Source organism: Chryseobacterium sp. UNC8MFCol (genome assembly GCF_000482305.1).
Taxonomy (GTDB): domain Bacteria; phylum Bacteroidota; class Bacteroidia; order Flavobacteriales; family Weeksellaceae; genus Chryseobacterium; species Chryseobacterium indologenes.
This window is the reverse complement of sequence record NZ_AXUZ01000003.1, coordinates 602,746-622,133: the sequence shown is the minus strand read 5'-3', so window position 1 is coordinate 622,133 and position 19,388 is coordinate 602,746. Positions and strand designations below refer to the sequence as shown.

The window sequence follows — 19,388 nt, the reverse complement described above, 5'->3', positions numbered from 1 at the left end:
AAACGCTGGTTTATAAATATATATTTAATAATTTTGTAACATAAAATTTACAAAAATGGGAATAAATTTAAAGCCTATAGATGTTGTAGATGATATTTCTAAAGAGGAATTCTTCGAAAAATATCTAAAGCCAAGAAGGCCCGTTGTCATCAGGAACATGGCAAAAAACTGGCCTGCATACCAAAAATGGACGATGGAATACATGAAAGAGGTAGTAGGAGATGTGGAGGTCCCGTTATATGATAGTTCCAAAGCTGATCCTGCGGCCCCTATCAATGCATCGGCTGCAAAAATGAAATTCGGAGATTATATAGACCTTATCCAAAGGGAACCTACCGACCTGAGAATTTTCCTTTTTGACCCTATAAAATATGCTCCGAAACTTCTGGAAGATTATATTGCTCCAAAAGAATTAATGGGAGGCTTTTTAGATAAATATCCCAACATGTTTTTCGGAGGAAAAGGATCAGTAACATTCCTTCATTTCGACATCGATATGGCGCATATTTTCCATACACACTTCAACGGAAGAAAGCATATTCTTCTTTTTGATTACAAATGGAGAGAAAGGCTGTATCAGATTCCTTATGCGACCTATGCTCTGGAAGATTACGATATTGAAAATCCTGATTTTACAAAATTTCCCGCTTTGGATGGTGTAGAAGGTATCGAGTGTTTCCTTGAACACGGGGATACTCTGTTTATGCCGACAGGGTGGTGGCACTGGATGAAATACCTTGACGGAAGCTTCTCTATTTCATTAAGAGCCTGGGACAAATCATGGGCTGTAAAAGCACATTCTTTGTGGAATCTTACTGTACAGCGTAAATTTGATGACGTGATGAAATCAAATTTCAAAGGCAAATACATGGAGTGGAAAGAGAAAATGGCTATCAAAAGGGCAGAAATTGCCTTACAAAGAGGCTTGCCAAGATAAATAATAAAAGACGTTTCGGTTTGAAACGTCTTTTTTATTGACAGTTTAAAGGTCAATATTTCAACATTTTACAGCACTCTGTACACCGGATACTGCCGGAATGTTTTTTCTTCAAAATAAGGAGAATGCCTGTAGACCCAATCCAATTGAGCCTCTCCGCTTTCAGACAATTTTTTATCTGCTGCCTTGGCTGCTTCAAAGGCCTCTTTTAATCCTTTGTCCTTTTTAAGTAATTCAGCAGCGGTATCTTCAAAAATATAGGCTGAATAATATTCTTTCTGTGCCAGAATTCCATCGAAAAAATTCCAGTTAAAAAATGAGTCTAATGCTTCAGGCTCAAGTGTTTCTATAATATATTTTACACCGGGCTGATTCGTGGAAACCAAATAATCACCTGCAGAGAAACTCAGTCTTCTGCCTGTGGACTCTACAGTTGTTTCGTAGTGAACATAATGCCCTTCGTAAGGATTTTTTGCTGTTTTAAAATCCTTTATTTTATAGGATTGTACCGCCATCATACTGTCTTGTTTAAGCGGCTTCATCTCAATCTGATTTCTTCTGAATTCTTCAATAACCCTATACTGGGACTGTGGGATCACATAATATTTCGGAATGCTGATATATCCGGTCGGAACTGCAGTGGTAAAGAGTTTTATATTTTTTGTAAACGGTTTATTTCTATCGTAATACAGCCGGGGTTTTCCTGAAATTTCACTTGGCTTATATTTCCCTTCATATCCCTTAAAATCCATGGTAGTGAATCTTGTAGAATCAATTTTCCAGCGAATTCCATATTGTTTTCCTGCCTGGTACTGTTTCAGGTTATCAAGGCGCAATTGTTTGATTTTATGATAGTCCTGATCCAGGTTTTTAAGGTTGACGAGCATGTATTTGTAAGTGGCATCTACTCTTTTGTCATAAGGTTTCAGCATGTGCGTTTCAGGAACGGTTCCCAGAGAGTTGAAAAGAGAAGTATATCCGGTAGAGTACCTGGGAGAATCTTCAAAGGCAGCAAAACCAATTTCAGGAATATCTCCGTGAATATTTACGTAAGGAGTACTTTCATAACCGAGCTTCTTCATTTCTTCAAGATTTTTTGCCTGGTATTCGTCATAGAAATAGCTTCCTAATGTATTCCCAAGGCGCTCTTTAAATGTTGAAATATAAGTAAATGTATATTGATAATCTGCTCCATTGCTTACATGGTTATCAATAAAAACATCAGGTTTCAGCCATTGATAAATTTCCTGGAAGCTTCTGGCATTTTTAGAATCCGCCTTGATAAAGTCTCTGTTCAGGTCATAATTTCTTGCGTTCCCCCTGAAGCCATATTGTTCAGGACCATTCTGATTGGCTCTTGAGTGAGAACCCCTGTTGAGCATTCCGCTGATATTATAAGCCGAAATGGCGGCGATGACAAAATTTTGCGGGGTCTGAATTTTTTTAGTGGCCAGATCTCTCATCAGCATCATTGTTGCATCAATTCCGTCAGGTTCCCCCGGGTGTATTCCGTTATTGACGAAAAGAACTGCTTTATTTTTTCTCAGCTTTTGAAGGTCTTTTTCGGGAAATGGGTTATAAACCACTACATAAATGGATTTTCCGTTATCATCCTCTCCTTTTTTAAGATATTGAATGGTATTGAAGTTTTTCGCCAGTTCCTCATAGTAGGCATTCATCTGATCGTACGTAACGGTTTGATTTCCATTGCCTTTTTCGAAAGGAGTCTGAAAAGATTTTTGTCCAAAAACCAGGGAAGAGCTTACAAACAGCAGAAGATATTTCAGTTTCATTGATATTTTATTTTCCGGATTTAAAAATAGTTAATATCATTCATGCAAAAAAGCGAAATAATGAAAATACAACATCTCTTTGTATGAAAAGTCCTAACATGTTTCTGAAAACTGTCAGGCTGATATTCGGATCGTGATTTGCTCTTTCATTTTCTCAGTTCCTTCCCTTTTCATTGGGGTACAGAAACGGAAGCGGATCACTTTGCCAAAACTCATTGGTATTGATATCCATGACAGACAAAGCTCCGGTATAGGCTGCTCCCGTATCCATATTCCATATATTGGCTTTATGAACCGGGGTTGGTATTCCTATATCGAGTGTAGGAGTATGCCCGATGAATATTTCGTTATATAAAAGCAGTCTTTTAGGATATAATGCTGAATTTTTCGCCAGTTTCCTATCCATGGCAACGGCTGTTTCCCACAATGTCCTGTCCCACCGATAGTTGCTTGAATATACTTCTTTCCCGGGTCCGTGCATGGATGCAAAGCCAGCATGAATAAACAACCTGTTCTGATCATCTACATGATAATTTTTCATTTTTTGAAAAAATTCAAGATGAAGGTTTTTTTCCTCCTGTGAATAACCGGTATAACTTTCCACAGTACTTCTTCCACCATTGGAAAGCCAGATATCAGGAGCCTGCTCCATGGAAAGCCATTCTTCACACCACGCATCATGGTTTCCTTTAATGAAAATACAGTCCTGATTTTCGGATACTTCTATTAAAAACCGGATAATGTCTGAAGATTGACTCCAACCGTCTACATAATCTCCCAAAAAGATCAATTGGTCTTGGGAGGTGACTCCCGCCCGTTCAAAAATTTGCTGCAAAGCTTTAAATCCTCCGTGGATATCACCTACTACTAACGTTCTTTTCATTTTTATTTTGAAATATATTGTGGATCTACAAAATCAGTCAGCCAAACTCCGTTTGCTGAAAGATAGAAAGGCAATCCGTCTTCATACATTTTTCCCGTCCGGACCGTAAGGATCACAGGCTTGCCATGCCTCATCCCGACCTTTGTAGCCGTCTCTTTATCAGCACTTAAGTGTACATGCTGACGGTTTCTTTTTTCTATTCCTTTCCCTAAAATAGATACAATATTAGTTTCCGCCGTTCCGTGATACAGATAATCGGGAGGTTGCTGTGCCTTTAAAGCAAGGTCTATATCAATTGAATGGCCCTGGCTGGCCCTGATTTTTGTTTTGTCATCATTAAAAGCGAATCTCTTTTTATTGTTGGTTTCAACCACTTCCTCTAATTCGTCAAAGGAAAAAAACATCCTTTTCAAGGCTGATTTTGCCCTCAGTTCGTCTACATGGGCCCAGCCGTTTTCATCGAGTGTTAATCCGATACTTTCAGGCTGGTGCCTTAAAATAAGGCTTAAAAATTTACTTATCTTTTTCTTTTCTATTTCGTTCATGATTTGTTTTTTTATTAAGTGTTATACATTTCAGGGGAATTTCCTTAAAAATTCATTTTGAGTACTGTTTTTACAATGCTTCCCGGAAAAGATCTCGGTAAGCATTTTTAGCAGAGATTTCATTTGATTACACCGTATTTATGGTTAAGTTTTCCGGACAGCTTCTCAATATCATCTTTTCTGGCCAATTCACTAATCCATTCCTGAGGGATATTTTCAAATCCGTAAAAAATACCTGCTAACCCTCCTGTAACGGCTCCTGTGGTATCAGTATCTTCGCCCAGATTTACAGCCTTTAATACTGCTTCTGAATAGCTCTCTGAATTTAAGAAACACCATAAAGAAGCTTCTAAGCTGTGCAGGACATAACCTCCGCTTTTGATTTCAGCTTCAGAATATGTTGAAATATCATATTTTAAAACCCGCTGAAAACGTTCAACCTCATTTATGCTAAAATGCTGTTTTTCTGCATATTCCAAAGCTATATCCTGCATATACTTATAGGCTTCTGCTTTGCTTTTTCCTTTCATCAGCTGAATGGCAAATAGTACATATACAAAACACGCAAAAACAGAGCGGAAATGCCCATGGGTAATTGTTGAAACTTCTTTTACCGTTTTATGGAGTTTTTCAAGATCTTCTTCATCTTTGAGGTAAAAAGCCAAAGGAAGAATTCTCATCAAAGAGCCATTTCCATTATCCTCTTCAAAAACGTTTCCTGAAAATTCTGCACTTTCTCCTCTGATTAATCTTCCAATTGCTTCCCTTGTAGTATTGCCAATATCGAAAAGCCTTCCATGGGCTGTCCAGTGTCCGAATTTTACCCATTGTACAAAGCTTTGGCCGATCTTCTCCAAATCATAGCCTTTAGTCAATTCTTCTGCAAGACAAAGGGTCATTGAACTGTCATCACTCCAGGTTCCCTTAGGCTGATGGTGTGATCCGAATTCCTGCATGGTGGTAACAGGAAATTTTTTCAAATACTCCCTGCTTTTAAATTCTACCGGAACTCCGAGAGCATCGCCAATGCAAACACCCATGATTCCACCTTTTACTTTATTTTTCATCAGGCAAGATCAATTAATTTATCAAACAGAAGCTTCATACCCTGAGTTGCGGTCTCCTTCATCACTACAGCCCTTTGTCCGTATCCAAAACCCGTTTCATTTGGATTGATCACGATTAAAAGACAATCATCTTTAATATCATGAATTAATCCGGCAGCGGGATATACCTGCAATGATGTCCCGATTACCAATAAAATATCGGCTTCTTTCACGATTTCTCTTGCTGTCTGATATAAAGGAACATCTTCCCCGAACCACACGATAAAAGGTCTTAACTGGGCTCCGTCTTCTGCCTTATCACCTATATTGATATCCTCTTTTTGTTCATAGATCAGGTTTTTATTGTTGCATGAGCATGATTTGAACAGTTCTCCGTGAATATGAAGAATATGGGTAGATCCTGCTCTTTCGTGCAGGTCATCAATATTTTGAGTAATGATCTGAACATCGAAATGTTTTTCCAGCTCTGCCAGTAAGTGATGAGCTTCGTTGGGCTGTACTTCGTGAAGCTGGCGTCTTCTCTGGTTGTAAAATTCAAGGACCAGAGCTCTGTCTTTTCTCCAGCCTTCCGGACTTGCCACATCCGTTACATTATGATTTTCCCACAGACCGTCTCCGTCTCGGAAAGTTTGTATTCCGCTTTCGGCACTGATTCCGGCACCGCTTAATATGGTTAGTTTTTTCATTGGTTTAATCTAATAGTTTTTTATAAATCATTTCATTTTCATCATCAAAGCAAACAAAAATAACTTTCTCAATGATACCTGACCTAAAATTTCTGACCTCATCTACAGCAATTTTCCCTGCCAGATCTTTTGGAAATCTATATATGCCTGTACTGATATTGGGAAAAGCAATGGTTTTCACACCAAGGCTTTCTGCTAATTTCAATGAATTATAATAACATTCTGCCAGCAGTTTTGATACTTTTTCTGCATGACCATTCCAAACCGGACCTACGGTATGAATAACATATTTTGCAGGAAGGTTTCCCGCACCAGTTACTACAGCTTCTCCGGTATTGCACTTGCCCTGTCTGTTTCTAACCTCTCTGCATTCTTCCACTATTTCTGGACCTCCTGCTCTGTGAATTGCTCCGTCTACTCCGCCACCGCCAAGTAAGGATGAGTTGGCAGCATTGACAATCACATCAGTTTGGATTTTTGTGATGTCTCCTTTTATTAATTCAATTTTCATAAAATTTCTTCAAATGGCTTCAACATTTCTTCGTTCTTTGTAAGCACTGCAAAAACCACTTTTTTAAATTTATTTTTGTATTTCCCCTGAAGATGTTTTTTAAACAATCCTGCAATTTCTTTTGGATCATTTCTAAACACTCCACAGCCCCATGCTCCTAAAATCAGCACCTCATTTCCTTCATGTAAAGCCAGCGAAAGCATTTTATCCATTCTGACATCCATGGCAGGTAGAATTTCATGTTCTCTTCCAGGTTCCTGGCGTTTTACCACTCCAGCATTAACTGCCGGAGAAGTAATGAAATTACACAGAACCGGTGTAGGCAGCAAGTCTCCTTTATCTTTACGGAACACCGGAACTTTCGGGCTGTAAATCATCGTGTCTGTATAAAAACAGGATTCCATTGCGCGATGAATCGTGTAATAATCCCATGCCTGCAGCAGACTTTCATACAATCCGGATGTTCTTGCCAGACTTTCTTCCTGTGCTTCCGCACCATTGATAAAGCCACCTCCGGGATTTTTTGCCGAAGCGAAGTTCAGACACATGAGTTTTTCCTGGTTTTCTTCTTCAGCCAATTCTAAAATTGCTTTTAAAGAACTGCAGTTCCTTGTTTCAAAACGTGTTTCAAAAGCAGTTTCCGGCAATGAGGATTCTGCTATTTCCGAAAGCTGTTCCGGAGTGAAAAGAGTGGTTTCTTTTTTACTGATTTCCAGCTCGTTTTCTATATTTATTTTCTCGTTATATTCGTTGATATAATATTTCTTGGCAAGGATATCTAAAGTATCTTTTGCCATTCCTTTATTTGTCATTATTAGTTTTTTATGTTTAATATAAGGTTTTCCAATCCAGTATTCCCGGCTTTCTTACAATCATTTCCTATAAATACTTTGATTACCTTGATATCGCCTACAATCGCCTCATTAAAACTGTTCAGCTCTTCGGAAGGAACCCATAATTCATTGTGATTTCTGGCCCCGACATTCTGTACAGGATATTGATTCGCTACATCTTCCAACACCTCAAACCGGGTAACAAAACCAAGATAATTTCCGGCTTCGTCTCTTGTATTCCATTTTTCAGCAATCTCTGAAGCATATTCTTCGTTAAGAACAGGATAAAAAATGGGCTGCCATTCCAGTCTTGGAGGAAATTTTTTAAATCCACTTTCCATAATCAATATCATTTCTTTTTCTCCTACCGGTCTGTATAGTGTTGTTGTTTTCATGATGTTTTTTCTTTTTTTGTATTACACTGAGGCTCCAATTCTGAGAGCCAGTTCTTTTGACAGAGGATAGTTTTTTTCTACAGGGAGCAGTTTCTTTGCCCTGTCAAATTCTCCCGATTTAGTAAGATTCAGGATTTTCTTAACCAAAGGAGTATAATCCTCTATTTTTACAATCCATTCTTCATTAAATTCCTCAATCAGCGATCGGCTAATCCCAACCTGAATGGAACGGTAATTCAGTTTTGTTCCTTTAATATTCCTTTCTGGATCCCACTGCACATAAATCTCTGCATTTTCAAAATCTTTTTCCCAATTTCGGGGGTCGGGATAGACTCTTTTTTCCGGTGAAGTAAGAATCGCTTTGCTTAAAGCCTTCTCCCAGGCTTCTCTTTTAATATGTATTGCCAGAATACATTCCTGATTGGATTTCTGTCCATAGTTACTGCGTTCCATCATCCAAAGAAAAGAAGGCTTTATCCAGGTCATCCTGTTGAATGAAAACGGAGCTGAAAATTTCTGATTCTCAACGGCTGATTGTGCAATGGCTTTATTGTAAGCCTGGTAAGCGATGAGAGTCTCATTTTTATAATCTGCTCTTATTTCAAATTCTTTCATTTCTTGTTAATTTATTCAAAGTCATATACATACAATTCCACATTCTTTGCAAGCAGTGTTCTTTCAATAATAGGTTCTATCTCTTCCCATTTTCCTCCTGCCAATCCACATCCGATTCTCGGCATATGAATACTTGCATTGATCTGCAAAGCTTCATGAGAAAGTTTTTCCAAAGCTTTTTCAATAGCATCATATCGAACAGGGACTGCGTTACTTCCGGTTTTTATTCCTTTTTGCCCGATTATATTGGCTACATACATGTATTTTTCAACCTGTACCATCTGGATTTCCCCTAAGGCAAAATTATTTTCACTTCTGAACCGGTGCCAGTTTCTGTATTCTTTTTCCGGACTGTCCCATCTTTTGGAAACAGCCAGTACAAAACCTTTTCCCCAGCCTCCCAGATCATTACAGATATGGGCAATTATTTTCATTCCTTTTGCCTGTGGAACAGTAGCATCTCCTTTTACATATTGTATCGTTTTCATCGTTATCTATTTTCTAATTCATTATGTTCCTCATCACTATTCTGTTCCTTATAAAATTTCAGTATTACACCAGCCTTTTAAAATCTTTTGAATAAGGTGACCAGGATCCAAAAATGGTATCGAATTTTATTTTTAGTTTCTCCCATTTGAATTCTTCATCCATCTGATCAAGACAGGTTACCACCAGGTTCTTCTTTGTCCCTTTTACATAAGCTCCGTCTAACGTCAACGCATAATTCAATAGTTTATAATCTATATCACCGAACCTCAAACCTTTCTGATATTCATTAAAGGTACAGGTTTCTTCCTGATTGTTTTTTAAAATTATCTCTTTTTCATTGCTCATCCAGCCGTTTCCATGACGCGTGGCATAACTTCTGGTTACATAATACATTTCGATATCCTCAATTTCCAGATATTGACAAACTTGAAAAGCATTTTTTGAAGTGGTATTGGCATAGGTCACGTTAGGAAAAACCCCATGATCCATATCCAGTAAAATTCCCTGGCTTCCTTCAAAAATCAAGTGATCGAATAATTGCAGATAGGAGTAATCTTGTATTTTCCACTCTAAAGCGTCAACCGCTTCTAAAAATGGATGCAGCATGTCTTCAATTTCACTTTCATCCATAAATCCGTAATAGTAGGCGATTCCTTTCAGCTTCTCTATGAGCATTGGTCTTGGCGCTATTAGATCTATGGCAAATAATTTATAGGGAGTTTCCTGTCTTTTCATGGTTGCTCCTATCCCCTTTCCACAGGTTCCGTGCTCCAGATTTTTAATGTTTGTTCTGTTTTGCCAGACATCAAAGGGAGTAGTGAGCTTTGCCAACGGGTGAATATGCAGTTCTGTATTCCCTCCTTTTTCGATCAGCTCCTGAGTTTCATTGAACAAAAACACAGGATAAACAGTACAATGTTCTGTGAAATAGGAAGGCAAACCGCGCAGTGCGCCGCTGGCGTAGCTTGAGTGTACATGCTTCCTGTCATCGATCATCACCGTATGGGCGGCCTGCTGGCCTCCTGAAAATCTGACTACTACTGCTTCAGGATTTTGTTGAGCAAGAAAGTCAGTTGTGATTCCTTTTCCTTCGTCACCGAATCCTAATCCTATTACTATTTGTGCGTTTTTCATTGTACAGTTATTTAATTTTAAATCCAATATAAACTTCAGATGCTTTTACCCGATTACTTAAAGCATTTGAATTGCGTCAAATCCATCAGGACCGGTCATTCCGGAATTTTGATTTTTATATTTATCGCAGATAATTCCTTTGATAACATTTGGGATTTCTCTGTGATCTTCTATTGATATACAGTTTTCTCCCAACAACTCCTTCCATCCTCTGTCTGCTCTTACTGCCTGGTCCGAATGTAAAACACTGATGTGATAAACTTCATATTTCTTTTTAACTTCTTGCAGCAATTCGAAATGGGTGTAGGTTTGCTGTCCGGATCCCATAATTTCCCTGATCGCAGAAGCCGGTAATACCTGTAAGCAGGGTTCGTCTCCAACGGTAAACAGAATTCCTTTTTGGTTTCTTTTCTCAAAGGCATCTGTTCTGGTATGAAAAGCTGCAAAATACCAGGCTAAAAGATAGCTTTCTCCTCCATTTCCTCCTCCTCCGGATTCAATATAGGTTCTGGTAAGCCACATATCCAGTTCTTCATCACCGGACTCAAATTGTCCAACCTGTAGTGGATAATTGTCACATTCGTGATCCCCGATTCCAAGGAAAAGCAAAGCCGGATCCGGAACGCCTCCCTGAATGATACCTCCCATTAGTTTTGGTAATCCTTCTCTGATCAGTTCGTAAGGAATATGTCCCATACTTCCCGTTACGTCCAACCCCAGAATAATAGGGACGGAATGTGGATGTACTTCTGAATCTCTGGATTCTCTGAAAGCAACACCATGAGGAATCATCGACGGATGGGCTTGCCTTTTGGCATTCTGGGTAAAAATTTCTCCTGCGGATTTTGTTCCGTAACCTGCTTTTCTTGCCCGGTCATAGCGAGCGTCTATATCATATCTTGTACTTCCCATAACTATATTTTTTTTCCAAATAAATATTCAAATCTTTTTCTGGTCACTTCTAATTGTATATTCAGATTTCTAAGCGTTAATGACAGTTCGATATCTTTCTGAACAAATGTTTCGGAGTTGAAATCTTCGAAAGTCAAACTATTTCTGTCCAAAGGGCTTATGTCGATCAGCGCTTCCTGTTCCCGTTCAAGCCTTTTAATCATAAGTTCGATATCTTCTACCCTTCGTCTGTAGATGAGCTCTGAATCTTCTCCGATCGTGCGGGCACGGTCTTCTCTTATCTGGTCATTATTTCTTTTCAATGATTCGATGAATCTTGGTCTTGGTTCAGTTTCCATACTCTTGTGAATTTATTTGTGTTAATATTACGCTAATTTAAAATAGCATGATTTATCCTGTTCTTTTTGTGTTTTATTTTCTCAATTCATCCCTGACTTCCATTAAAGCAAAGCCTAAAAGATTTTCTCCGTTCCAAAGCAAAGGGTTTTCTGCTCTTGTATCGGTTTCCAGCATTCCGATTCCCCAGATCCTGTCGTACGGGCTTGCTTCTACAAGGATTTTATCTCCTGTTGATAAAAGGAAATCTTTACATTTTGTATTCTGAGAAAACTTTAAAAAATTTCCCTTTTTTACCAGATCATACTTATGCTCATCCCAGATTTTCGGATCAAAGTTTTTAACTTTCCTTCCCAGGCTTTTCGCCTGACTGGGTGAGACTGATTGTCGTATTTTTTCCAGGCTTTCCTGATCGTTAAATAACCTGGCTTTCCCAACCATCATATAATGTTCAGCTGTGTGATATACAACTCCTTCTTCCTGAAACCTCATCGGAAACCATTGGCTGAAACATGATTTAGTGATCTCATTTTTTCCAGTATGCCCCCAGAAAAAAAGAAATTTAAGTTTTTCTTTCTTCTGAAAACGTTCTGTAGTATTTTGTATGGTGTATTTCATAATTGCGTTATTTTGACACAAAATTAAAGGAATATCACTTTATTAACCAAATTATATTTGCGTTAATTTTACACTATAAACATAAGTAACTGATATTCAACTTATAAAAATACATTAATATTTTATTACCATATGATTACCTATAAATGATTGTCTTTATGTTTTGGCTAAAGCCAATGGAAGGTAATGGTATAAAAAAAACGGGCTAAAGTCTGTTTCTATTGATATTTAATTTTCACAATGATTATGTGTGGTTCTTTGATAAAGATTCCCTACAGCTTATACAGAAGAACTATTTGATTTCAAAATAGAATCCTTCTTCTTCTAGTTCTTTATATTTTTCCTGGTTGAAAGTAAATAATTTCCCCGGTCGTCCACTTCCTTCTTTTTTGACATTTTTCGTATCATTAAGAAGTCCGTAGCTCATAATTTTTTTCCGGAAATTCCTGCGGTCGATTTCTTGTCCCACAATAGTTTTATATAGATTTTCGAGGTCTGAAAATGGAAATTCTTCATTAAGAAGGTTAAAGCCGATCGGTTGATACTGAATTTTTGTTCGTAGCCTTTTAAGTGCAAGATCAATGATGTTTTTATGATCAAAAGCCAGTGAAGGCAGGTTGTTGATTCCAAACCATTGGGCATCATCTGCATCAGAGTCTGCAAAGAGCTCATGATAAGAAGGGTTGACAAGCCCCAGATAAGCCACGGAAACCACTCTGTTTCGAGGGTCGCGACCTACGTTACCAAATGTATAGAGTTGTTCTAAAAAATCGGGCTTTATACCGGCCTCTTCATATAATTCTCTTTTAACTGCATCATCCAGGTTTTCATCATCCAAAACAAGACCTCCGGGAAGTGCCCAACCTCCTTTAAAAGGTTCTATATTCCTCTTGATTAAAAGAATCTGAAGATCTTTTTTATCAAAATATCCGAAGATAACGGCATCTACTGCCACTTTTATGTCTTGTAATTTTTTGGAAGACTCCATATACTATTTTGCGTTATGAATACACAAAATTACAATTTCTCGCAACAATAAAAAATAATTTATAAATAATAAAAAATTTATATTTTCGGGCTCGTATAATAAACCAGTATTAAAACTACACAATTATGAAAAATTTACTCGCTGTTTTTTCTTTGCTTTGTGTTTTCACAGCATGTGAAAAGGCTACAAATAAGACAGCAGACAGCCATGAAAAGGCAGCACTGGAACCTGTATGGAATGCTGTAGATTCAGCTACAGCAGCCAAGACCTGGATGGAGTTCAGAAGCCCGGGAGAAATGCATAAGGTATTGGAAAAATTTAAGGGCAACTGGACAGCCAATGTCAGCACCTGGGTAGTGGACAACGGGCAACCTGTTATCAGCAAAGCAGAATGTACCAACACCATGATTTTAGGGGGACGCTACCTGGTTACAGATTATAAGGGAAGCGTTATGGGAATGCCGTTTGATGCAGTGAAAACAATGGGCTATGACAAGGCAAAAAAGAAGTTTGTCAGCAGTCTGATCGACAATATGGGTACAGGGTTTATGCAGACAGAAGGTGAATGGGATGAGAATACAAAATCAATCAATTTTAAAGGTAAAATACCGGATCCTACCCAACCCGGAAAGGAATGGGAAGCAAGAGAAACCTATACATTTCTTGATGATAACAACCACATTGTAGAAATATACGGTCCGGATCCTAAAACAGGAAAGGTAATCAGAACAATGGAAGTAAAATTTACCCGTAAATAAAAGAAAAACGCTTCGAATGAAGCGTTTTTTTATTTAGTTTGTTTCCGTTCCCAAAAGAGTTGGAGCACTGTAGTTATTATTAAAATACCCTATGTTGTATTCCTGAGAGGTCCAGTTTCCTGTTTTTGAACTGAAAACGTATATCTTATGATCATATCTGTCTGTAAAAATAAAGTTCCCGTTAGATCTGGTAATCTCAGGAGTACTTAAATTATTATTATAATAAGTGATATGATACGACTGTGACTTCCATTCCATTGTTTTAGTATTATACACTACAACCTTACGATCATATTTGTCAACAAATGCAAAGTTACTTCCTGAGGCAAGAGCAGTAGGTTCTGTATTGTTATTGGTATAGCCTACATTAAAATCCTGTGACGACCAGGTTCCGCTGATATAATTAAAAACGTACATTCTGTGATCATATCTGTCGACAAACAATGTGCTCCCATTAGATAAATAAAATAAGTAAGGAATACTATTATTATTAGTATATGTAGCACTATATGTCTGGGAAGTCCAGCTCCCCGTTCTCGAGCTATACATATAAACCTTACTGTCATATGAGTCTATAAACATTATATTTCCATTCTTTGCAGTCACTTCAGGAGTAGTATTATTATTGGTGTATCCTGCATTATAAGTCTGTGAAGTCCACAATCCTGTTTTAGAATTTAACACGTAGATTTTGCCTTCATATTTATCATTATAGAAATAATTACTGCTTTTACTTTCAATAATATCATCTCCGATGGAGGAGCTGGCTGAGGAAACATCAATTTTAGATGCCGTCATTGCATAAGGAACACTCATGAGCTGATTGGTTCCCACGCTGGTATAATTGGTTCCCCCTGCCGGGTCTATTTCCACTTTAATAAATTTAGAATTTACAGCCCAGTTAATTCCGGAGAATGTTCCTGAAACCGGTGTTCCCTGCCCTATATTCAAATTGATCAATCCTTTTGAATTTGTTGTCTTGGAGTGTGTTTCCGTGTAAAGATTTGTTCCTGAAGCGGCATTATTCAAAATACTGATTCGTACAGAAACATTCCCGTTAATTACAGGACTTCCCGCTGCATTAAAAGCAATTGCCTGATAGGTAAATCCCTGGGGAATCTGTGCAAAGACTACAGCTGTTGTGAATGCCAGTAGAAAAGTGTATAATTTTTTCATGATGATTGTTTATTTTTTAATGATTTTGACAGGTTTTAAATCCGAGTTTTTAAAGGTAAGCAGATACACTCCTTTCAGCAGAGAAGAAAGATCTATACGGTTATTATTAATCTCTTTTTGCATAATCAGCTTTCCGGACAGATCATACACGGAGACTTCCCATGGTTTTTCTTTTAAAGAAATCTGAAGGGTAACATAATCTGCTGTAGGATTGGGATAAACAATTACTTTATCTTGTTTTACAACCACTTCAGTAACTCCTAAAACATCAAGAACAGTTTGATAAAGCATTCCGAGTGTTCCCGAATTCTGCTGATCCGGATCATCAGGAACCACATAGATTTCCCCTACCGTATGCATCAGGTTATTATTAGATATTCCCCCCGAATTGATATTTCCTATCAGACTCTGAGAGTAAAAAGTGACAGATAGGAGAAAACCTGTCAGAACGTAAAGTTTTTTCATGGAAATTAATTTTGAGCAAATATATAATAAAGACAGTTATCTTTTAAAAGTTGTTTTTACTTCCACAACATCCTTTTAATCTTAAAGAAAAAGACCGGTATGGAACCGGTCTTTTCATATATAAAATACTTGATTTTTAATCATTAAGCTTTAAAACAGCCATAAATGCAGATTGTGGTACTTCTACTCTTCCGATCTGCTTCATTTTTTTCTTCCCTTCTTTCTGTTTCTCCAATAATTTACGTTTTCTGGAAATATCTCCACCGTAACATTTTGCGGTAACATCTTTTCTTAGAGCCTTGATCGTTTCTCTTGCGATAACTTTCGTTCCCAATGCTGCCTGAACAGCGATATCAAACTGCTGTCTCGGGATTAGTTCACGAAGTTTCTCACACATTCTCTTACCGATATAGTAAGCATTACTGTCATGGATCAGCGATGAAAGGGCATCTACCATGTCACCATTAATCAGAATATCCATTTTTACAAGCTTGGAAGCTCTGAATCCAATCGGATGGTAATCGAATGACGCATATCCTTTAGAGATTGATTTTAACCTGTCATAGAAATCAAATACAACTTCTGCCAACGGCATGTTGAAAATCAATTCTACTCTTTCAGAAGTTAAATAACTTTGGTTAACGATCTCCCCTCTTTTTTCAATACATAAGGTCATTACTGCTCCCACGAAATCGGACTTTGTAATGATAGAAGCTTTAATGAAAGGTTCTTCTACCCTGTCCATTGTTGAAGGGTCCATCATTTCTGACGGGTTATTGATCAGAATCGGAACTTCAGGTTCTTTTTTGGTATATCCGAAGTAAGAAACGTTGGGTACCGTTGTAATAACGTTCATATTGAATTCTCTATCCAAACGTTCCTGAACAATTTCCATGTGAAGCATTCCCAGAAATCCGCAACGGAATCCGAAACCAAGGGCAGCGGAACTTTCCGGTTCAAAAACCAGGGAAGCATCATTCAATCTTAATTTCTCCAGAGAGAATCTTAATTCTTCAAAATCCTCAGAATCGATTGGGTAGATACCGGCAAATACCATCGGCTTAACTTCTTCAAAACCATCAATTGGTCCATCTGCAGGTTTTTCAAAAGAGGTAATGGTATCTCCTACTTTTACTTCACGGGCATCTTTAATTCCGGAAACCAGATATCCTACATCTCCACACTGAATGGTTTTCTTAGGAACCTGTTTCAGCTTCAATGTACCCACCTCATCAGCACCATATTCCTTACCTGTGGCAAAAAATTTGATTTTTTCATTTTTTGTAATACTTCCGTTTACTACTTTGAAATATGCTTCAATTCCTCTAAACGGGTTATAAACCGAGTCAAAGATCAAAGCCTGAAGTGGTCCGTCAGGATTTCCAACAGGAGCCGGAATCCTTTCAACAATTTGTTCTAAAAGATGGTGAACTCCTTCTCCTGTTTTTCCTGAAACTCTTAATACATCTTCATATTCGCAACCGATTAAATTCATAATTTCGTCGGTTACTTCTTCAGGGTTTGCAGAAGGAAGGTCAATTTTATTCAAAATTGGAATGATCGTAAGGTCATTTTCTAATGCTAAATAAAGATTACTGATGGTCTGTGCCTGGATACTTTGCGCAGCATCCACAATAAGAAGGGCACCTTCACAAGCAGCAATAGAACGGGAAACTTCATAAGAAAAGTCTACGTGTCCCGGGGTATCGATAAGGTTTAAAATAAATTTTTCACCTTTATACTCATAATCCATCTGGATCGCGTGTGACTTAATGGTAATCCCACGTTCTTTCTCCAAATCCATATCATCCAGCGTCTGAGACTGTAATTCTCTTTGGGTAACAGTGTTTGTATACTCCAAAAGACGGTCTGCCAAAGTACTTTTACCATGGTCGATATGAGCGATTATGCAAAAATTTCGTATGTTTTTCATTTAAGAATCTTGTAATTTGCAAAGATAAGAAAATGCAAGAGAATTTTTCATGCTTAATTTTTACTTTTAACTGAAACACAGATAACAATACTGATGAAAGTGAATTTTTCCTCTTTTTTCAATATCTATTTAGTTTTACCAAAGTCTTCCGGTACAATATAATTTCCTGTAAAAGGATCAATATAAACCGGAACTCCTGAAGAAATATTCTTTTTGTTTGATACACTGGCATCGATAACGGCACCAATAATACCACCGACCAGACCACCTGCGGCTGCGCCAATTGTAACACCGGTTACAGCTGTTTCAGGAAATAGTTCAGCTTTCGTCACCTCAATAAAAACTCCTTGATCATTTTTGAAAATCTCGGTATAACCCACCGGAATATTTTTATAGGCTCTGCCATCATATACAAAAGCGTAAAAATGTCTTATTGCCGTTTTTTCTTCTCCTTTTACTGCTTTTGTAATAATTCCTTTATTATTGGTTTGAAAAGTAAATCCGGGTTCAGGATTATGGGTAAAAAAACTATAATAATCCCGGTAAACTCCTTCTTTTAATTCGTCTGTTTTTAAAATACTAAGCTTTTCTTTTAATACCGAAGTATAGTCGGGAAGTTCGCTTTCTGAAAGAGCATATTCCCACGGCGTGGCATTGTAGGATTTTTTAACAGGTCTGTAAAAATTAATGTTACTTTTCTTGCTAAATTTTGCCCGAGATAAGGAGTCGTACGGGATGAAACGGTAGCAACCGTATCTTTTCTGTACACAAAATGATACCCATCTTCTTTTTTCATAAAAGTACTTGCTCTCAGTTCCAGTTTTCCGATGGAATATTTTTCCTTCTTGTCTTCCGAAATGTTCAGATTTTCCAGCAAAAGAACCATATCATTCTGACCTCTCACCGGATTGTATTTGTAAAACCAATCTTTAAGATCTTTATCTGCTCCATTTTCAAAAACAACTTTCACTTCGTCTTTATGATACATTACGCTTCCTATTTCAGGATTTGTCCTTTGATCTATCACCGTAAAGTTTTTGATAGATTTTTTGTCATCTTTAATAGATTTTGAAAGATCAATAGTTTCTATTTTCTGACCCAATAATAAGATTGAAAACAGTAAAAAGAAAAGTGATTTTTGCATACATATACTTTTTCACAAAAGTAATTTTTTTGTTTTATAAATTAAACGGCTCTCACAAAAAGATCTGTGAGAGCCGTCCAACATTAAAAAAATAAACTATTATGGGTTTTGTCTAGATCCCTGACTATTATGATTTACGTGATTCTTTTTTTCATTCATTTTATCCCTCATCATCCCTTCCGACTGGAACAATTTAAGAACTTTCTGACACGGTATCACTTCCTGCATTTTATCTGCATATCTTTTCCTGTTATCCAATAACTTCTGCCCTATTTCAAAGCTTTGCTGCAACTTAGCCTTTGCCTCATCATCTGATAAAGTCTCAGGATTAAAGCCCGGATCAAATTGACTTTTTATTTGTTTCTGACTTTCGAGGTACTCGTTATAAAGCTGGGTAAATTCTGCTTTGTCTCCGGGATCGATATTCAGATTATCCATGATCATGTTGTTTCGGAACTTCTTAAGGAGTTCTTTTCTTTCTTCCGGCGAAAGATTGTTGATGACCTCTTTCCTTTGCTTAGGATCCATCTTTTTCCAGTCGTAATCCGATCTTTGGGCATTCAGGCCAAAACCATAAATAATAAAAAACGTCAATACTATCTTTTTCATCTTTCTTTATTAATTATATAAATCCAAATAAACATCTTGTGTTGAGTTGCTTGCTAATTCTGCAATTTCAGTATTAGAAAACGAATCCAGATAATCATTCATTCGGGTTTCTTCTTTTCCGGTAACAGTTTTCACCGATGATGATCCTGTCATTTTTTCATTTGCATTTTCGCTTTTAACCACGTATGTAGAATTATTTTTCTGATTTTCAAATGTTTGATTATTATTTTCAACAGAAGTTAAATCAGCTTTTAAAGTTTCATAGGCGACTTCACTTTCGGTTTTTGGCTCTCCTTTGTTAACGGCGTATGCAGTCTTAGAATTCAGACTTTCTTCCACCGGATTGCTGTTATCCGAATTGAAAACATAAGTTGCACCAAAGATCAAGGCTAGTGACGCAGCGGCAGCATACATCCAGTTCAGTTTAAAGACAGGTGCTTTTTTGCTTGTCTTTATATCGTTCATAACGTTCTCCTGAATATTCTCAAACAGATTATCAGGGACTGTGTAAATGTTTTTACGCTCTAGTTTTTCTATGTTGAACTCTTTCATCTTTGTTTT

The 19,388-nt window shown here is 37.4% G+C and carries 24 protein-coding genes; 2 read left to right on the top strand and 22 right to left on the bottom strand.

The window, feature by feature from the left end:
• Positions 1-55 precede the first annotated feature (55 nt).
• On the top strand, positions 56-937 hold the full coding sequence (locus M030_RS0102970) for a cupin-like domain-containing protein (protein WP_027372182.1): 882 nt from the start codon (positions 56-58) through the stop codon (positions 935-937).
• Positions 938-1,005: 68 nt separating this feature from the next.
• Here the strand turns inward: M030_RS0102970 and M030_RS0102965 are convergent, their stop codons facing one another.
• From M030_RS0102965 to M030_RS0102895, 15 genes are all read right to left on the bottom strand, one after another.
• On the bottom strand, positions 1,006-2,730 hold the full coding sequence (locus tag M030_RS0102965; protein ID WP_027372181.1) for a hypothetical protein: 1,725 nt from the start codon (positions 2,728-2,730) through the stop codon (positions 1,006-1,008).
• 154 nt (positions 2,731-2,884) lie between these two features.
• On the bottom strand, positions 2,885-3,613 hold the full coding sequence (locus M030_RS0102960) for a metallophosphoesterase (protein ID WP_027372180.1): 729 nt from the start codon (positions 3,611-3,613) through the stop codon (positions 2,885-2,887).
• Positions 3,614-3,615: 2 nt separating this feature from the next.
• Complete coding sequence (locus M030_RS0102955; RefSeq protein WP_027372179.1) at positions 3,616-4,158, bottom strand: RNA 2'-phosphotransferase; 543 nt, start codon at positions 4,156-4,158, stop codon at positions 3,616-3,618.
• A gap of 119 nt (positions 4,159-4,277) precedes the next feature.
• A complete protein-coding gene (locus M030_RS0102950) occupies positions 4,278-5,225 on the bottom strand; it encodes an ADP-ribosylglycohydrolase family protein (protein WP_027372178.1) in 948 nt (315 codons plus the stop codon).
• The gene (locus M030_RS0102945) at positions 5,225-5,911 is read right to left on the bottom strand and encodes an SIR2 family NAD-dependent protein deacylase (protein ID WP_027372177.1); all 687 of its coding nucleotides are present in this window, start codon (positions 5,909-5,911) and stop codon (positions 5,225-5,227) included. Before M030_RS0102945 ends, M030_RS0102950 begins: the two co-directional genes overlap by 1 nt.
• Before the next feature lie 4 nt (positions 5,912-5,915).
• A complete protein-coding gene (locus M030_RS0102940) occupies positions 5,916-6,422 on the bottom strand; it encodes an O-acetyl-ADP-ribose deacetylase (RefSeq protein WP_027372176.1) in 507 nt (168 codons plus the stop codon).
• Entirely contained in the window at positions 6,419-7,234 is an 816-nt protein-coding gene (locus tag M030_RS0102935; protein WP_027372175.1) for a TIGR02452 family protein, read from the bottom strand. Before M030_RS0102935 ends, M030_RS0102940 begins: the two co-directional genes overlap by 4 nt.
• Positions 7,235-7,236: 2 nt before the next feature.
• On the bottom strand, positions 7,237-7,650 hold the full coding sequence (locus M030_RS0102930; RefSeq protein WP_027372174.1) for a hypothetical protein: 414 nt from the start codon (positions 7,648-7,650) through the stop codon (positions 7,237-7,239).
• 21 nt (positions 7,651-7,671) lie between these two features.
• Positions 7,672-8,265, bottom strand: coding sequence for a DUF4291 domain-containing protein (locus M030_RS0102925; protein WP_027372173.1), 594 nt, complete (start codon positions 8,263-8,265; stop codon positions 7,672-7,674).
• Between the two features lie 11 nt (positions 8,266-8,276).
• Positions 8,277-8,753 (bottom strand): macro domain-containing protein, encoded by a 477-nt coding sequence (locus tag M030_RS0102920; RefSeq protein WP_027372172.1) that lies wholly within the window; start codon positions 8,751-8,753, stop codon positions 8,277-8,279.
• A gap of 64 nt (positions 8,754-8,817) precedes the next feature.
• Complete coding sequence (locus M030_RS0102915) at positions 8,818-9,888, bottom strand: adenylosuccinate synthetase (protein WP_027372171.1); 1,071 nt, start codon at positions 9,886-9,888, stop codon at positions 8,818-8,820.
• A 57-nt stretch (positions 9,889-9,945) separates the two neighbouring features.
• Complete coding sequence (locus M030_RS0102910; RefSeq protein WP_027372170.1) at positions 9,946-10,800, bottom strand: hypothetical protein; 855 nt, start codon at positions 10,798-10,800, stop codon at positions 9,946-9,948.
• A 2-nt stretch (positions 10,801-10,802) separates the two neighbouring features.
• Positions 10,803-11,138 (bottom strand): hypothetical protein, encoded by a 336-nt coding sequence (locus M030_RS0102905; RefSeq protein WP_027372169.1) that lies wholly within the window; start codon positions 11,136-11,138, stop codon positions 10,803-10,805.
• 73 nt (positions 11,139-11,211) lie between these two features.
• The gene (locus M030_RS0102900; RefSeq protein ID WP_027372168.1) at positions 11,212-11,754 is read right to left on the bottom strand and encodes an NADAR family protein; all 543 of its coding nucleotides are present in this window, start codon (positions 11,752-11,754) and stop codon (positions 11,212-11,214) included.
• 292 nt (positions 11,755-12,046) lie between these two features.
• Positions 12,047-12,742: an NUDIX hydrolase gene (locus M030_RS0102895; RefSeq protein ID WP_027372167.1), complete on the bottom strand. Its 696-nt coding sequence runs from the start codon at positions 12,740-12,742 to the stop codon at positions 12,047-12,049.
• A gap of 125 nt (positions 12,743-12,867) precedes the next feature.
• Between M030_RS0102895 and M030_RS0102890 the strand changes: the two genes are divergently transcribed.
• Positions 12,868-13,500, top strand: a complete 633-nt coding sequence (locus M030_RS0102890; RefSeq protein ID WP_027372166.1) for a DUF1579 domain-containing protein — start codon at positions 12,868-12,870, stop codon at positions 13,498-13,500.
• Positions 13,501-13,533: 33 nt separating this feature from the next.
• Here the strand turns inward: M030_RS0102890 and M030_RS24850 are convergent, their stop codons facing one another.
• The 7 genes from M030_RS24850 to M030_RS0102855 all read right to left on the bottom strand — a co-directional run bounded on the left by M030_RS24850 (position 13,534) and on the right by M030_RS0102855 (position 19,379).
• Positions 13,534-14,676 carry a hypothetical protein gene (locus tag M030_RS24850; protein ID WP_051584847.1) on the bottom strand — a complete coding sequence of 381 codons (1,143 nt, stop codon included), beginning with the start codon at positions 14,674-14,676 and terminating at the stop codon, positions 13,534-13,536.
• A gap of 9 nt (positions 14,677-14,685) precedes the next feature.
• Positions 14,686-15,141: a T9SS type A sorting domain-containing protein gene (locus tag M030_RS24845; protein ID WP_051584845.1), complete on the bottom strand. Its 456-nt coding sequence runs from the start codon at positions 15,139-15,141 to the stop codon at positions 14,686-14,688.
• Positions 15,142-15,277: 136 nt separating this feature from the next.
• On the bottom strand, positions 15,278-17,074 hold the full coding sequence (gene lepA, locus M030_RS0102875) for a translation elongation factor 4 (protein WP_027372165.1): 1,797 nt from the start codon (positions 17,072-17,074) through the stop codon (positions 15,278-15,280).
• 125 nt (positions 17,075-17,199) lie between these two features.
• Positions 17,200-17,454 (bottom strand): hypothetical protein, encoded by a 255-nt coding sequence (locus tag M030_RS0102870; protein WP_027372164.1) that lies wholly within the window; start codon positions 17,452-17,454, stop codon positions 17,200-17,202.
• A gap of 212 nt (positions 17,455-17,666) precedes the next feature.
• Positions 17,667-18,218 (bottom strand): hypothetical protein, encoded by a 552-nt coding sequence (locus M030_RS0102865; protein ID WP_027372163.1) that lies wholly within the window; start codon positions 18,216-18,218, stop codon positions 17,667-17,669.
• Between the two features lie 99 nt (positions 18,219-18,317).
• A complete protein-coding gene (locus M030_RS0102860) occupies positions 18,318-18,827 on the bottom strand; it encodes a hypothetical protein (RefSeq protein WP_027372162.1) in 510 nt (169 codons plus the stop codon).
• A 9-nt stretch (positions 18,828-18,836) separates the two neighbouring features.
• Positions 18,837-19,379, bottom strand: a complete 543-nt coding sequence (locus M030_RS0102855; protein WP_027372161.1) for a hypothetical protein — start codon at positions 19,377-19,379, stop codon at positions 18,837-18,839.
• Positions 19,380-19,388: the final 9 nt, after the last annotated feature.